The organism is Muricoccus vinaceus, from assembly GCF_042433125.1.
Lineage (GTDB): Bacteria > Pseudomonadota > Alphaproteobacteria > Acetobacterales > Acetobacteraceae > Roseomonas > Roseomonas vinacea.
In genome coordinates, this window is sequence record NZ_JBHLVZ010000002.1 from 593,959 (window position 1) to 607,746 (window position 13,788).

The 13,788-nt window shown below is 71.6% G+C and carries 14 protein-coding genes and 1 tRNA gene; 9 read left to right on the top strand and 6 right to left on the bottom strand.

Annotated features, from left to right (window positions below):
• The first annotated feature begins 108 nt into the window (after nucleotides 1–108).
• The 4 genes from ACFFIC_RS04560 to ACFFIC_RS04575 all read left to right on the top strand — a co-directional run bounded on the left by ACFFIC_RS04560 (nucleotide 109) and on the right by ACFFIC_RS04575 (nucleotide 4,559).
• Nucleotides 109–1,341: a hypothetical protein gene (locus tag ACFFIC_RS04560; protein WP_377048953.1), complete on the top strand. Its 1,233-nt coding sequence runs from the start codon at nucleotides 109–111 to the stop codon at nucleotides 1,339–1,341.
• A 57-nt stretch (nucleotides 1,342–1,398) separates the two neighbouring features.
• Entirely contained in the window at nucleotides 1,399–2,877 is a 1,479-nt protein-coding gene (locus tag ACFFIC_RS04565) for a methyl-accepting chemotaxis protein (protein ID WP_377048955.1), read from the top strand.
• A gap of 99 nt (nucleotides 2,878–2,976) precedes the next feature.
• Complete coding sequence (locus tag ACFFIC_RS04570; RefSeq protein WP_377048957.1) at nucleotides 2,977–3,810, top strand: CoA transferase subunit A; 834 nt, start codon at nucleotides 2,977–2,979, stop codon at nucleotides 3,808–3,810.
• Nucleotides 3,807–4,559 carry a CoA synthetase gene (locus ACFFIC_RS04575; protein ID WP_377048959.1) on the top strand — a complete coding sequence of 251 codons (753 nt, stop codon included), beginning with the start codon at nucleotides 3,807–3,809 and terminating at the stop codon, nucleotides 4,557–4,559. Before ACFFIC_RS04570 ends, ACFFIC_RS04575 begins: the two co-directional genes overlap by 4 nt.
• A 105-nt stretch (nucleotides 4,560–4,664) precedes the next feature.
• Here the strand turns inward: ACFFIC_RS04575 and ACFFIC_RS04580 are convergent, their stop codons facing one another.
• The gene (locus ACFFIC_RS04580) at nucleotides 4,665–5,558 is read right to left on the bottom strand and encodes a LysR family transcriptional regulator (RefSeq protein WP_377048961.1); all 894 of its coding nucleotides are present in this window, start codon (nucleotides 5,556–5,558) and stop codon (nucleotides 4,665–4,667) included.
• An 87-nt stretch (nucleotides 5,559–5,645) separates the two neighbouring features.
• Between ACFFIC_RS04580 and ACFFIC_RS04585 the strand changes: the two genes are divergently transcribed.
• Both ACFFIC_RS04585 and ACFFIC_RS04590 read left to right on the top strand, forming a co-directional pair.
• Nucleotides 5,646–6,806, top strand: a complete 1,161-nt coding sequence (locus ACFFIC_RS04585) for a mandelate racemase/muconate lactonizing enzyme family protein (protein ID WP_377048962.1) — start codon at nucleotides 5,646–5,648, stop codon at nucleotides 6,804–6,806.
• 57 nt (nucleotides 6,807–6,863) lie between these two features.
• A complete protein-coding gene (locus ACFFIC_RS04590) occupies nucleotides 6,864–8,090 on the top strand; it encodes a CaiB/BaiF CoA transferase family protein (RefSeq protein WP_377048963.1) in 1,227 nt (408 codons plus the stop codon).
• Between the two features lie 7 nt (nucleotides 8,091–8,097).
• Here the strand turns inward: ACFFIC_RS04590 and ACFFIC_RS04595 are convergent, their stop codons facing one another.
• The 3 genes from ACFFIC_RS04595 to ACFFIC_RS04605 form a co-directional block, all read right to left on the bottom strand.
• The gene (locus ACFFIC_RS04595; protein WP_377048964.1) at nucleotides 8,098–8,970 is read right to left on the bottom strand and encodes a CDP-alcohol phosphatidyltransferase family protein; all 873 of its coding nucleotides are present in this window, start codon (nucleotides 8,968–8,970) and stop codon (nucleotides 8,098–8,100) included.
• A gap of 6 nt (nucleotides 8,971–8,976) precedes the next feature.
• Nucleotides 8,977–9,678: a phosphatidylserine decarboxylase gene (locus tag ACFFIC_RS04600; RefSeq protein ID WP_377048965.1), complete on the bottom strand. Its 702-nt coding sequence runs from the start codon at nucleotides 9,676–9,678 to the stop codon at nucleotides 8,977–8,979.
• 114 nt (nucleotides 9,679–9,792) lie between these two features.
• Nucleotides 9,793–10,911, bottom strand: a complete 1,119-nt coding sequence (locus ACFFIC_RS04605) for a LysM peptidoglycan-binding domain-containing protein (RefSeq protein ID WP_377048966.1) — start codon at nucleotides 10,909–10,911, stop codon at nucleotides 9,793–9,795.
• Between the two features lie 179 nt (nucleotides 10,912–11,090).
• Here ACFFIC_RS04605 and ACFFIC_RS04610 point away from each other — a divergent pair, with 179 nt between their 5' ends.
• Complete coding sequence (locus tag ACFFIC_RS04610; protein ID WP_377048967.1) at nucleotides 11,091–11,825, top strand: cytochrome b/b6 domain-containing protein; 735 nt, start codon at nucleotides 11,091–11,093, stop codon at nucleotides 11,823–11,825.
• A gap of 46 nt (nucleotides 11,826–11,871) precedes the next feature.
• On the opposite strand, the gene ACFFIC_RS04615 is transcribed toward ACFFIC_RS04610, so the two are convergent.
• On the bottom strand, nucleotides 11,872–12,315 hold the full coding sequence (locus ACFFIC_RS04615) for a cytochrome c (protein WP_377048968.1): 444 nt from the start codon (nucleotides 12,313–12,315) through the stop codon (nucleotides 11,872–11,874).
• A gap of 181 nt (nucleotides 12,316–12,496) precedes the next feature.
• Between ACFFIC_RS04615 and ACFFIC_RS04620 the strand changes: the two genes are divergently transcribed.
• Nucleotides 12,497–12,573: transfer RNA gene (locus ACFFIC_RS04620), tRNA-Pro, on the top strand.
• A gap of 215 nt (nucleotides 12,574–12,788) precedes the next feature.
• Complete coding sequence (locus tag ACFFIC_RS04625; RefSeq protein ID WP_377048969.1) at nucleotides 12,789–13,538, top strand: TorF family putative porin; 750 nt, start codon at nucleotides 12,789–12,791, stop codon at nucleotides 13,536–13,538.
• A gap of 61 nt (nucleotides 13,539–13,599) precedes the next feature.
• Here the strand turns inward: ACFFIC_RS04625 and ACFFIC_RS04630 are convergent, their stop codons facing one another.
• A complete protein-coding gene (locus ACFFIC_RS04630; RefSeq protein ID WP_377048970.1) occupies nucleotides 13,600–13,788 on the bottom strand; it encodes a DUF2842 domain-containing protein in 189 nt (62 codons plus the stop codon).

The window sequence follows — 13,788 nt, forward strand, 5'->3', positions numbered from 1 at the left end:
CCTTGCGGCATCGCGCCCAGGTATCGCCCCGTTCGGCGGGCTTTCATAGGGGCAGCCGGCCGGCGCAAGGGGCTGGCAGGCGGGCGGACCCAGGGTTCAGATAGGGAGATGACCCCTTCCCCACCCGGCGCCTGGCAGCCCACGCGCCGGGGCGTGCTCGGCGCCGCCCTTGCCGCGCCCGCCGCCGCGCAGGACACCTGGCCGGACCTCGCCCGCATGGCGCTGGCGCCGATCCGCGCCGCGGCGGCGGCGGCAGACGGCCCCGTGCTGCTGAAATCCTTCACCACCGGGGGTGGGGAGGATTTCGACCGGGTCCATGCCGAAGTGGCCTTCACCTACGACAACGCCCTCGCGGGGCTCGCCTTGCTGGCGGGCGGGGAGCGCGCCCTGGCCGCCCGCATCGCCGACGCCCTGCGCCTCGTGCAGGAACAGGACCGCCACTGGCGCGACGGCAGGCTGCGCAACGCCTATGCCGCGGGGCGCGTCCATGCGGAAGCACCGCGGAGTGCCCGCCCTCCGGGCTGGTGGGACGCGGCGCGCGGACAATGGCTGGAGGACGGGTACCAGGCCGGCAGCGCCGCCGGGCCGGCCGCCTTCGCCATGCTGCTCTGGACGGCGCTCGGCGATGCGCCTTTCCTGCGGGCGGCCGCGCGGGCGGCGGACTGGCTGGAGGGGCTGCGCGCCCCCGCCGGCTTCCGCGGCGGCACCATCGGGCACGAGCCGTCGCCGGACGTCCTGCCATGGGTCAGCACCGAGCAGAACCTGGACCTCGCCGTCGCCTTCGCGCGCCTGGGCCGGAACGCCGCGGCCGAACACGCCTCGGGGTTCGTGCGTTCGATGTGGATGCCGCCCGAACGCCGCTTCGCCATGGGCCTGACGCCGGAGGGGGCGGTCAATCCCGGAAGCGCGCTGGACGCCAATCTCTGGCCCGCCCTCGCCTGGCCCGGCCAGGGATTCGAGGGCGCGCTGGACTGGGTGCTGGCCCGCCACGGCCTGCCCGCCGGCGCCCCCGCGGCGGAGCTGGACGGGCTGGACTTCAACGACGACCGCGACGGCATCTGGCTCGAAGGCACGGCGCAGGCCGCGCTGCTGCTGCGCCGGCTGGGGCGCGGCGCCCTGGCGGCGCGCCTCGCCGCCACCATGGCGCGCCATCGCCGGCCCGACGGCTGGATCGCGGCCGCCAGCATCCCCTGGCTGACCACGGGGCTCGGCACCGGTCTGCGCCCGGGAGCGGCGGATTTTCTTTATCCCGCCCGCGGGCACCTGGCGGCCAATGCCTGGGCGGCGCTGACCGCGCTGGATGCCAGCCCCTTCGACCAGGCCAAGGCCTCGTCGCGTTAGCCATCCCGCAACCGGTTCGCGGAGATAATGGCGGGCAACACAGTGCAGGGTTAAACCATGTTCGGCCGCCCCGGAAAACAGCAGAGCGCGCTCGCACGCGTCGTGGCGCTGGATGCGCTGCGGGCCAATATCATGGTCGCGGACCGCGACCTCACCATCACCTACGCCAATCCTTCCGCCATGGCGCTGATGCGCGAGGCCGAGGCGGACCTGAAGAAGGAATTGCCCCGCTTCAGCGCGGACAAGCTGATCGGCAGCAACATCGACGTGTTCCACAAGAACCCCGTCCACCAGCGCAAGATGCTTGCCGGCCTGACGAAGCCGCATGCCGCGACGATCCGGGTCGGCTCGCGCGTCTTCGACCTGCTGGTTTCACCGCTCAGCGCGAAGGGGCGCCCGCTCGGCTTCGTGGTGGAATGGGCGGACGCCCAGGATCGCCTGGAAAACTTCGACTACGCCGCGCAGATGCGTGCGATCAGCCGCTGGCAGAGCGTCATCTCCTTCACCACCGACGGCACCATCCTCAGCGCCAACGAGAACTTCCTGCGGACGATGGGCTATTCGCTGGAGGAGGTTCTCGGCAAGCATCACTCCATCTTCGTCGAGCCTTCCTTGCAGGATGCCCCGAACTATCGCGAGTTCTGGGCAAAGCTGCGCACCGGCGAGTACCAGGCGGCGCAGTTCAGGCGCATCCGCAAGGATGGAAGCGGCGTCTGGATCGAGGGCTCCTACAATCCCATCCTCGATGCCGCCGGCAAGGTGGAGAAGATCGTCAAGTTCGCCACCGATATCTCTGGCCAGGTTGCGCTCCTGTCCGACCTGAAGGGGCTGATCGACGGCAACTTCGGCGAGATCAACAGCGCGATCGACCTTTCCCTGAACGAGGCCCGATCGGCGGCGCGCGCGGCGGAGGAAACGGCGGAGAACGTGCAGACGGTGGCCGAAGCGGCCGGGCAGCTCGCATCCTCGGTCAGCGAGATCGCCCAAAGCATGGCCAAGTCCCGCATCGCGACGGAGAACGCCTCCCAGCAGGCCAGCCTGGGCGAGGAAAGCACGGCCAAGCTGATGGCCGCCGCGCAGGCGATGAGCGGCGTGGTCAGCCTGATCCAGAGCATCGCGGGACAGGTGAACCTTCTGGCGCTGAACGCCACGATCGAGGCCGCGCGTGCCGGCGAGGCCGGCAGGGGCTTCGCCGTGGTGGCGAGCGAGGTCAAGAACCTCGCCGGCCAGACCGCCATGGCCACCGAAAAGATCGCGCATGAGATCGAGGAGGTCCAGTCCACCTCCGGCGCCGTGGCGGGCACGCTTTCGGCGATACGACAGGCCGTGGAATCGGTGCGCGAAAGCGTCGCCGTGACCGCCTCCGCCGTGGAGGAGCAGAGCGCGGTGACCACCGGCATGTCCACCAGCATGGGCAGCGCGTCGAGCGCCGTGCGCACCGTCTCGGCCAGTGTCGGGCAGATCTCCGCGGCCGTGAACCAGGCGGCGGTCGCCGTGACCAAGGCCAAGGAAGCAGCCCAGGTCCTCGTGCGGTGAACTCCTGGCGGCGCACCGGCTCCTCCGGCGGACGGTGAAAGGGACCGCCTCTGGCAAGCCCGGGGGCGAGGGCCTAACCTCGACGTGGAGGAACCCGCCATGACGCCATCGAGCCTTGAGGCCCTGGCCGCATCCGTGCCCGATGGCGCGCTGCTGGCCCTGCCACCCGACAACTCCCTGCCCTCTGTGGCGCTGGCAAAGGCGCTGGTGCGGCGGGGCGCGCGGGGATTGCGTCTGCTCGGCGTTCCCGTCTCGGGCTTCGCGACCGACCTGCTGATCGGTGCCGGCTGCGTGGCAGAGGTGGAAACCAGCGCGGTGTCGCTCGGCGAGGCCGGCTTCGCGCCGCGCTTCTCCGCGGCCGTGCGCGCCGGCAGCATCACCGTGCGGGACGCGACCTGCCCGGCCATCCACACCATGCTCCAGGCCGCGGAGAAGGGCGTGCCCTTCATGCCACTGCGGGGCGTCATCGGCAGCGACATCCTGGCGCACCGGCCGGACTGGCGGGTGGTGCAGAACCCGATGTCCGTGGCCCCCGACCCGATCCTGGTGGTGCCTGCCCTTCACCCGGACGTGGCGGCCATCCACGCGGTGATGGCGGACAAGGAAGGCAACCTCTGGGTCGGGCGGCGGCGTGAATGCGCGACGCTGGCCCATGCCGCGCGCAGGCTGCTGGCGACGGTGGAGCGGGTGGTGCCCGGCAACCTGCTGGAGGACGAGCGCCTGGCCGCCGGCACCATCTCGGCCACCTATGTGGAGGCCTTCGCGGTGGCGGAGCGGGGGGCGCATCCCGTGGCCCTGCTGGACGAATACGGCTTCGACGCCGCCTATGTCGCCGCCTATGCCCGCGCCGCCCGCACGGAGGAAGGCTTCCGGGCCTGGGCGGAGGAGCACGTGTTCGGCCGGGCCGCAAGCGCGCGGGCGGCCGCCGAATGAGCGCCGTTCAGCCCGAGGAGCGTCTGGCGGCGGCGCTGGCACGGTTGATCCTCGACCCTTCCGCGCCGCCGGCGCGCCACATCGCGGTCGGCGCCGCCTCCCCCATCCCCGCGGCGGCCTGCTGGCTGGCCGCGAAATCCGGGCATCCCGTGCGGCTTTCCCTGCTGCACAAGCGCTCCGGCAACCCCTTCACCGAGGGTTCGCGGGAGCTGTTCGACCTGACGGGACAGGGGCGGATCGACCTGTTCTTCCTAGGTGGCGGCCAGATCGACGGGCAGGCCAACATCAACCTCATCGGCACCGGCGAATGGCCGGGCGCGGGTGTGCGCTTCCCCGGCTCCTTCGGCTCGGCCTTCATGTACCTCATGACGCCGCGCACCATCCTGTTCCGGGAGGAGCACTCGCCGCGCGTCCTGGTGCCGCGCGTGGCGCATGTTTCCGCGCCCGGCGTGTCGCCGCCGGAGGTGTTCCGGCGTGGCACGGCGCAGGCGCTGGTGACCGGGCGCTGCGTGTTCCGCTTCGATCCCGCCCTTGCGCGCTTTATGTTGGAAAGCGCGCACCCGGGGGAGAGCCTTGCCTCCATCCGCGCGGAAACCGGCTTCGACTTCGATGCGCCGGCCGAAGTGCCGGTGACGCCCGACCCGACCTCCGCCGAGCTGGCGCTGCTGCGCGGCCCTGTCTGCGACGAGATGCTGGAAACCTATCCTGAGTTCTGCGGCCGGGTGTTCTCCAGGGCCGAGGTCGCGTAGCGCCGGCACGGATCCGCCCGGCACGAAGGCTGGCGCCGACAATGAAGGGCGCGTTCGACCGGCCGGGCGGAGCCGCTGGCCGGTTGGTCCGGATGTCCGCGCCGTTCAGCCCAGCCCGCCTGCCGGGGAAGCACGGACTGCCAGCGCCCAGAAGGCTTCCGCCACCGGGCTGAGCGGAGTGACAGGGCGGATCAGCCGGATGTCGAGCACGATGTCCGCGGCAAGCGGCGCGGCACGGTGCAGGCTGCCATCCGCCAGGTCCGCGGCCACGAGGCTTTCCGGCAGCCAGGCGATGCCCCGGCCGGTGCGCGCCATCGTCCGCAGCGTCGCCGCATGGTGGGCGCTGAACACCGGGTCCAGCCGCCTCGCCAGGTTCTCGGGCAAGGCGGCTGCCACGATCCGGCCCAGGCCGGATTCCGGGCTGTAAGCCAGGAAGGGCAGCCGCGGCCCCAGGGCCGCGCCTGGCGCCACCACGGGCAGCAGCTGGTCCCCGCCGATCCGCTGCGCCACGAAACGCTGCGGGTCGAGGCGCGAGGGCGCGGAGGGGTGATGGTGACAGAGCAGGAAACCCGCCTGTCCCCGCAGCATCAACTGCTCGCAACCCTGCAGGCTGTCCGAGACGAGGGCGACGGCGCCGAGCGGGGCTTCCTGCTCGAGCGCGCGCCACCAGGCCGGAAAGAAACCGAAGGAGAGAACATGGGTGGCGGCGAAACGCAGGGTCACCCGCGTCTTCTCCGCCGCGGCGCGCGCCGCCTCCCGTCCCTCCGCCATGCAGCGCAGCGCGTCGGCCAGCAGGGGGCGCAGCGCCTCGCCCGCCGGGGTCAGGGCGATGGGATGAGCCTCGCGGTCAAAGAGGAGCGCGCCGGCCCAGTCCTCCAGCGAGCGGATGCGGCGGCTGAAGGCGGGCTGGGTGACGTGCCGCAGGGCGGCGGCGCGGGAGAAGTTGCCGGTTTCCGCGAGCGCCCGGAAATCCTCCAGCAGGGCGAGGTCCAGGGTCATGCCGATACCTTATCACGCGAGGCGTGATTAGCATTGGCGCCTCCGCCGGGTCCAATCCATGGTCCGCCCGCCAGGAAGGAGACCGCCATGCGTATCGTGGACCTGCGGGAGGTGACGGCGCCGATCGCCTCATCCATCGCCAATGCCTACATCGACTTCAGCAAGATGACCTTGTCCCTCGTCGCGGTGGTGACGGACGTGGTGCGGGACGGGCGGCGGGTGGTGGGCTACGGCTTCAACTCCAACGGCCGCTACGGCCAGGGCGGGCTGATCCGGGAGCGTTTCGCGCCCCGCCTGCTGGAGGCGCCGCCGGACTCCCTGCTGAACGAGGCCGGCGACAACCTGGACCCCGACCGGATCTGGGCCACGCTGATGAAGAACGAGAAGCCGGGCGGACATGGGGAACGCTCGGTGGCCGTCGGCACCATCGACATGGCGGTGTGGGATGCCGTCGCGAAGATCGCGGGCAAGCCGCTGTTCCGCCTCCTGGCGGAGCGCCACGGGCGCGAGGCGGAGCCGCGCGTCTTCGTCTACGCCGCCGGCGGCTACTACTACCCGGGCAAGGGGATCGAGCAGTTGCGCGCGGAGATGCGCAGCTATCTCGACCGCGGCTACTCCGTCGTGAAGATGAAGATCGGCAACGGCATCGCCGAGGACCGGCCGCGCATCGAGGGCGTGCTCAAGGAGCTGGACGGCAAGGCCCGGCTGGCCGTGGACGCCAACGGCCGCCTCGGGCTGGAGGACGCCATCGCCTACGCCAAGATGCTGCGGGACTACCCCCTGTTCTGGTACGAGGAGGCCGGCGACCCGCTGGACTACGCCCTCCAGGCCGCGCTGGCCGAGTTCTACCCGGGCCCCATGGCCACCGGCGAGAACCTGTTCAGCCACCAGGACGCCCGCAACCTCCTGCGCCACGGCGGCATGCGCCCGGACCGCGACTGGCTGCAATTCGACTGCGCCCTGTCCTACGGGCTCTGCGAGTACCAGCGCACCCTTCGCGAGCTCGCCATCGCCGGCTGGTCGCCGTCCCGCTGCATCCCCCATGGCGGGCACCAGATGTCGCTGAACATCGCGGCCGGACTGGGGCTGGGCGGCAACGAGAGCTACCCGGACCTGTTCCAGCCCTATGGCGGCTTCCCCGACGGCGTGCGGGTGGAGGACGGGCACATCACCATGCCCGACCTTCCCGGCATCGGCTTCGAGGGCAAGAGCGACCTTATCAAGGTCATGCGCGAACTCGCGGAATAGTCCGGCTTGAGCGCGCGGGCGCATGGGGGCAGAACGGCGCCAACGGAGGACGAACCCATGACCGACGCGCTGCCCCAACCGGAGGCCGGAACCGTGAGCCCCGGAGCCCTGGCCGGAATCCGCGTGATCGACCTCACGCGCGTGCTCGGCGGCCCCTACTGCACCATGATCCTCTCGGACCATGGGGCGGAGGTGATCAAGATCGAGCCGCCCCAGGGCGACGAGGTCCGCGCCTGGGGCCCGCCCTTCCTGGATGGCACCGCCAGCTACTTCCTCGGCGTGAACCGCAACAAGCGGAGCATCGCGCTCGACCTTTCCAAGCCCGAAGGCCGCGAGGTGCTGCTGCGCCTGCTGGAGGGGGCGGACGTGCTGGTGGAGAACTACAAGCCCGGCAGCATGGAGAAGTGGGGCATCGGCTACAACAAGCTGGGCGAGCGCTTTCCCCGCCTGGTGCACTGCCGCGTTTCCGGCTTCGGCGCCACGGGGCCGCTGGGCGGGCTGCCCGGCTACGACGCGATCGTTCAGGCCATGGTCGGGCTGATGTCCATCAACGGGGAGCCGGGCAGCGGGCCGCTGCGGATGGGAACCCCGGTGGTGGACCTCGCCACCGGCCTCTACTCCACCATCGGCATCCTGATGGCGCTGCAGGAGCGGGAGCGATCGGGGCGCGGGCAGTACATCGACATGACGCTGCACGACTGCGGCATGGCGCTGCTGCACCCCCAGGCCGCGAACCACTTCCTGAACGGCAAGCGCCCGGCGGCCACGGGCAACCCGCATCCCAACATCAGCCCCTATTCCAAGTTCCGCACCGCCACCTGCGAGATCTTCGTCGCCTGCGGGAACGAGCCCGCATGGCGCAAGTTCTGCGGCTTCCTGGGCCTCGATCACCTGGTGGACGACCCGCGCTTCGCCACCAACGGCGACCGGGTGGTGAACCGGGGCGACCTCGACACGATCCTCGCCGCCCGCCTGCTGACGGAGGACGGGCACGCGCTCTGCGACCGCATGCTCAAGGCCGGGCTGCCCGCCGGCCCCGTGCTCTTCGTCGATGAAGCGGTGTCGGCGCCCCACACGGCCGCGCGCAACATGGTGGCCGAGATCGGCGAGTTCCGGGCGCTGAACACGCCCATCAAGCTGTCCCGGACCCCCGGCGGCGCCCGTGCGAAACCGCCCGGTTTCAACGAGCACGGAGAGGAGGTTCTCTCGGCCGCCGGCTACTCGGCCGAGGAGATCGAGACGCTGCGCGAAAAGGGCATCCTGGTCACCGCGCCGCGCGGCTGAGCGCGCCTCAGGGGATGGCGGGGCTCTCCGCCGCCTCCCCTTCCGGCGCGGCGGCGCGGGCAAGCTGCGCGCGCAGGTGGTGGTAGGAGCGCAGCGAGAAGGGGATCATCCCCGCATAAAGCAGCCCCGCCGCCGCGAGCGCCGCCCAGGGCTCGGCCACCAGGAGTGCCACATAGCCGGCCGCGCCAAGCAGCAACGGCAGCACCGCCTGCCGCGGCACCTTGTAGTTCTTGAAGGACCAGGTGGGCAGCGTGCTGACCAGCAGCCCAGCCACCCCCACCAGCACCGCCGCCGCGACGACCGGATGGCGGATCGCGCCCGCGAGGCTGTCCCAGCCCCAGCCCTCGAAGGTCAGGGCCGCGAAGATCGGAAACAGCGCGAGCCCCGCCCCGGCGGGCGCGGGCACGCCCGTGAAGAAGCCGGACGGGCGCGGCACGGCACCGGGGGCCGGGGGCTCGTCGATCGCCGCGTTGAAGCGGGCCAGGCGCAGCGCCATGCAGGCGGCGAAGAGGATGCAGGGGATGAAGCCGAAGCCCCGCGCATCGTGCAGCGTCCAGAGGTAGAGGATAAAGGCGGGCGCCACCCCGAAGCACAGGAAGTCCGACAGGCTGTCGAACTCCGCCCCGAAGCGGGAGGTGGCCTTGAGCAGCCGCGCCAGCCTGCCGTCGATGCCGTCGATGAAGGCGGCCACCACGATCAGCGTCACCGCCGGCTCCCAGCGGGCGTCCAGCGCGAAGCGCACCGCCGTCATGCCCGCGCACAGCCCGAGCATGGTCAGAATGTTGGGCAGCAGCCGGTTGAAGGACAGGCCCTGCAGCCGCCGCTGGCCCTTGGGCCGGAAGCGGGGCGTGAAGCGGAAGCGGCGGGGTTGCTGGCTCATGCCGCGTCAGGCCCGGTCCTGGCTGGACGACGCGGTGCTGGAAAGATCGGCGAGCACCGTCTCTCCGCCGATCATGGTCTGGCCGATCTCCACCAGCGGGCGAACGCCCTCGGGCAGGTAGAGGTCGGTGCGGCTGCCGAAGCGGATGATGCCGAAGCGCTCCCCAGCGCGCAGGCGCGAGCCCTCCTTCACGTCGCACAGGATGCGCCGCGCGATGAGCCCGGCGATCTGCACCACCGCGATGTCGCGCCCATCGGGCATGCGGATGGCCAGCGCGTTGCGCTCGTTGTCCACGCTCGCCTTGTCCAGCGAGGCGTTCACGAAGGCACCGTGCCGATAGGCGACGCGCGTGACCGTGCCATCCACCGGCGAGCGGTTCACGTGGACGTCCAGCACCGAGAGGAAGATCGCCACCCGCCAGCGCGGCGCGGGGCCGAGGCCCAGCTCCTCCGGCGGCACCGCGGGCTCGACGGACACCACGTGCCCGTCCGCCGGCGCGATGAACAGGCCGGGGCGCCCGGGCGTGACCCGTTCCGGATCGCGGAAGAAATACAGGCAGAAGCCGGTGAAGGCCGCGCCGAGCCAGAAGAGCCAGCTTCCGAGGATGGCGCCGCCGACCACCGCCACGGCGGCCCCGCCGATCAGGAAGGGACGCCCCGCCGGGTGCGGGGGCGCGAGGACGAGGCGCAGGCTATGCCCGAGTGACATGACGATCCAGCAAAAGGGGAAGTGCGGTTTATGGTTTCTCCGGACCGCCCGGACAACCCTGCCGCTGCCCCGCCGGCCCGGACGAAACGGCCGGACCGTTCCGCACCGGGGTTTTCAGGGCGCCCCGGGCACGGAGAACACCTGGCCGGGGTAGATCCGCGCGGGGTTGCGGATCTGCTCCTGGTTGGCGCGGAAGATCACGGTGTAGCGCGTGCCCTGCCCATAGGTGTCGCGCGCGATGCGCCAAAGGTTGTGCCCGGGCTGCACCACCACCCGCCCCTTCTCCAGCGCACCCGTGGGCAGGGTCTCGCGCTGAAAGGCGACCTCGATCCGCCCGGCCAGGGCGCCCCGGGGCCCTCCCCGCCCGGCCGGGGCGATCTGGTCCACCCGCAGGGTGTGCCGGCCCATGCCGGGCGCCAGCGGGGGAACCAGCGACCAGCGGCCCGCCTCGTCCGCCACGGCGTCGCCCAGGTGCCGGTCGTCGGCGTAAAGGCGGAGCCGGGCACCGGGCGGGGCGGTGCCGGCGAAGCGCATGGCATTGCCCGCGTCGTAATCCACCACGTCCAGCCCGAGGGCGGCCGGCCGCTCGCGCGGGGACAAGGTGCGGGGCGCTGCCGCGCCGGTCGGGGGCATGAGCAGCACAAGCGGCGCCTCGGCCGCAGGCGGGCGCGGCCCGGCATCGCCGGCGGGGCCAGCCCCGGAGGCGCCACGCGGCGGCGCCGTGGCGGCGGCGATCTCCGGCCCGGCGGGGGCGGGGCCGACCACGAGGACCGTATCGGGGCCCTGCAGTTCCTCCCCGCCCGGAATCCGCGACCGCAGGGAAAGCTCCCGCGCGCCGGAGGGCAGCGGCTCGGCTGGCAGGATCACCCATTCCCCGCGCGAATCCGCCCGGGCGCGGCCGATCTCGCGGCCACCGTCATGCAGCGCCACTTCCGCGCCCGGGGCGGCCCGGCCCGCCACCACCACCATGCCCCGGGCGCCCATCCGCACCACGTCGAAACGCGGGGCGGCGCGCGGTGCCTCGGCGCTGGCGGGTGGGGCGGATCCAGGTGCCGGGAACCGCGGCCCTGCCTGGTCCAGGAGCCGCGCGCCCGCTTGCGCCTGATCCGGGACGCGGCCGGCCGAGGACACCGCGGGAGGGCGATCCCGCGTTCCGTAATAGGTGCCGACCGCGACGGTGCAGGCCAGGACCGCCGCGCCGCCGGCAACTCGCAGCCGCGATGCGTCCGTCATGATGGCGTCACTACGGTTTCCCATCGGCCGATAACAAGAGGCAGGTGGTGCGCCCCGCACGGGTCCTGTGGCTTTCCGCCCGCAAGCGCACCGATTCCGGGGCGCGGGGGCATCCCGGGCCTGGGCGGGAACCCGCCGCCCTTCCTATCCTGGCGCCTCGGCGGTGACGGAGAGCGAGAATGGAACAGCCGGCGGGAAAGGCCGTCGCGGCTCCGGCGGAGTCGCCCCCGGCAATGGTGACGCCGGCGGATGTGCCGCTGGCGGATGTGAAAGTCTGGGACGGGTGGATCCGCGCCGTCCACTGGTCGCTCGTGGGCCTGCTCGGCTTCTCCTGGTGGACGGCCGAGACGGGCCGTATGGAGTGGCACATGCTGTCGGGCGAGGTGATCCTGGCGCTGCTGCTGTTCCGCCTGGCCTGGGGCATCGCGGGGTCGGACACGGCCCGCTTCGCCCGCTTCCTGCGCTCTCCCCTCGCGGGGCTTCACCACCTCCGGCACCTGCGGCGGCGGGAGCCAGACACGGAGATCGGTCACAATGCCGCGGGCGGCTGGATGGTGCTGGCGATGCTGCTGGTGCTGCTGACCCAGGCCGTCTCGGGCCTCTTCACCGATGACGGCATCCTGACCAAGGGGCCGCTGGCGCGCAGCGTGCCCGGCCATGTGGCCGATGCCGCGCGCAGCATTCACCTGATCAACTTCGACCTGATCCTGGTGGCGGTCGCGCTGCACATCCTGGCGGTGCTGGCCTATGCGGGGCTGAAGCGGCACGACCTGGTGCGGCCGATGGTGACGGGGTTCAAACGCCTGCCGGCCTCCCTCGCCGCGCGCGCGCCGCGCCTGGGCAGCCCATGGCTGGCCCTGTTCCTGCTGGCGCTGGCGGCGGGCGTGGTCACGGCCATCGCGCGCCAGGGCTGAGCGCGGCCGTGCTGGACCACCGGAGCCTCCCAGGCACCGTCTGGCATCACCGCCCGCGATAGTTCCTGTGGCAGGCCCCGCAGGCCCCACCCATGGCACGGGCCGCCTGGGCGGTGGCGGCGGCATCCCCGCTGGCGGCGGCGGTCCGGAGCGCGCCGGCCGCGGTCACCGCATTCGCCGCCGCGGCCTCGAAGCCCGGGCGCTCGGCCCAGACGCTCGGCAGCGCCTTGGAGCCGTTGTTGTCCGAACCCGGCGGAAAATAGGAGGGAAAGGTCGAGAAGAAGGCGACCATGTCCTCGGTGCGGGGCACCATCTCCCGCACGTTGCCGCCGGCCGTGGCCACGGGGTTGATCGCCTCCAGGTGCCCCTGCATCCGCTTGAGTCCCTCCTTGCGGGCGGTCACCGGATCCGGCTGCGCCAGTGCGGCGCCCGTGCCGAGCAGGGCGACGGAGGAGAGGACGGCAAGGGAGAGCAGGGACGGTCGAGCCATGGGACGCTTTCCGGCTGGGATAACGGAAGCGTAACCGTTTGCCGCAGGGCCGCGCGAGCGATTCGCCAGCAGGGGCGGTGCCGCCACGCCGGTTACCCCGAGATATTCCGGCAATTGCCCGACCCGCCCTTGCTCCCGTCCCGGCACGGCGGTATAGGCCGCCGCCCGGACGCTGTCGTGACGGAGCGTAGCTCAGCCTGGTAGAGCACTGTGTTCGGGACGCAGGGGCCGGAGGTTCGAATCCTCTCGCTCCGACCAACGACAGCACCGATGGACCCCGCCAAGCCCGGCTTGGCGGGGTTTTTCGTGGCCGCGCGGCTGGCAGCCAATGATTTCGCAGCCCGGAAGCTTGTCGTGGCGATCCTGCAACAGTGGCATCCCCATCAAGGACGGGTTGCGCCTGGCAGGAGAGCGCTGGCACGTCCCTCGCAATACCCCTTCGCACCACGCCTGCGCGTGAGGGGGATGAGTTTATGAAAACCAACGCTGTCACAGCCTGCGCCTTTGCCATCGGGCTGTCGCTCGCCGCCGGCTCCGCCGGTGCCTTCGAGCTGGAGGACGCCGGGCTGACCATCGGGGTCACGCCCACCATCTCGTCCGACTACCTGTTCCGCGGCATCAGCCAGACGCAGAACCGCCCGGCCGTGCAGGGCACGGTCGATATCCAGCACAGCACCGGCTTCTATGTCGGCGCCTTCGCCTCCAACGTCTCCTTCCTCGGCACGAATGCCCGACAGGAGGTCGACGCGCTGGCCGGCTGGCGCACCACGGTCGCGGGCGTCAGCCTCGATCTCGGCGGCATCGCCTACACCTATCCGGGCTACCGCAACCCGGCGGGCTCGGGCCTCTTCGACCTCCAGTACTTCGAGCTGTCCGCCAAGGCCTCCTACGAGTTCGAGCCGGTCAAGGTGCTGGGCGCGATCAACTACTCGCCTAACTACCAGCTTGAGTCCGGCACCGGCGTCTATGTCGAGGGCGGCGTCGAGGTGGCCCTGCCCTTCAACCTGACCCTCGGCGGCCGCCTGGGCTACCAGTGGATCCAGAACAACACGCGCTGGGGCTCGCCCGATTTCGCTAACTGGAACGTGACCGTTTCCACCAAGGTCTATGACTTCGTGCTGACCGCCGGCTACTTCGACACCGACCTGAGCCGCAGCGAGTGCTTCGGCGGGCAGAAGATCTGCGCGGCCCGCGGCATGGTCTATCTCAGCCGCACCTTCTGATGCGGAGCGGTGCCCGGGCCCGGCTCCGCCGTCCGCCGGGCTCCTCCTGGCGGCGCGATGCCTATTTTCGCGCCGCCCAGTACATCAACTGGCTGGCTGGCCAGACCCAGGCAACGCCGGCCACGGCGAAATACAGCACGTGCAGCGACCAGTGATGCGGCAGGACGACGTCCGCGAGGGCCACGGCCGCCGCAACGTAGAGCAGAAAGCCCAGGATTCCGGCGATTACCGCCACGGGGACACGCGACAT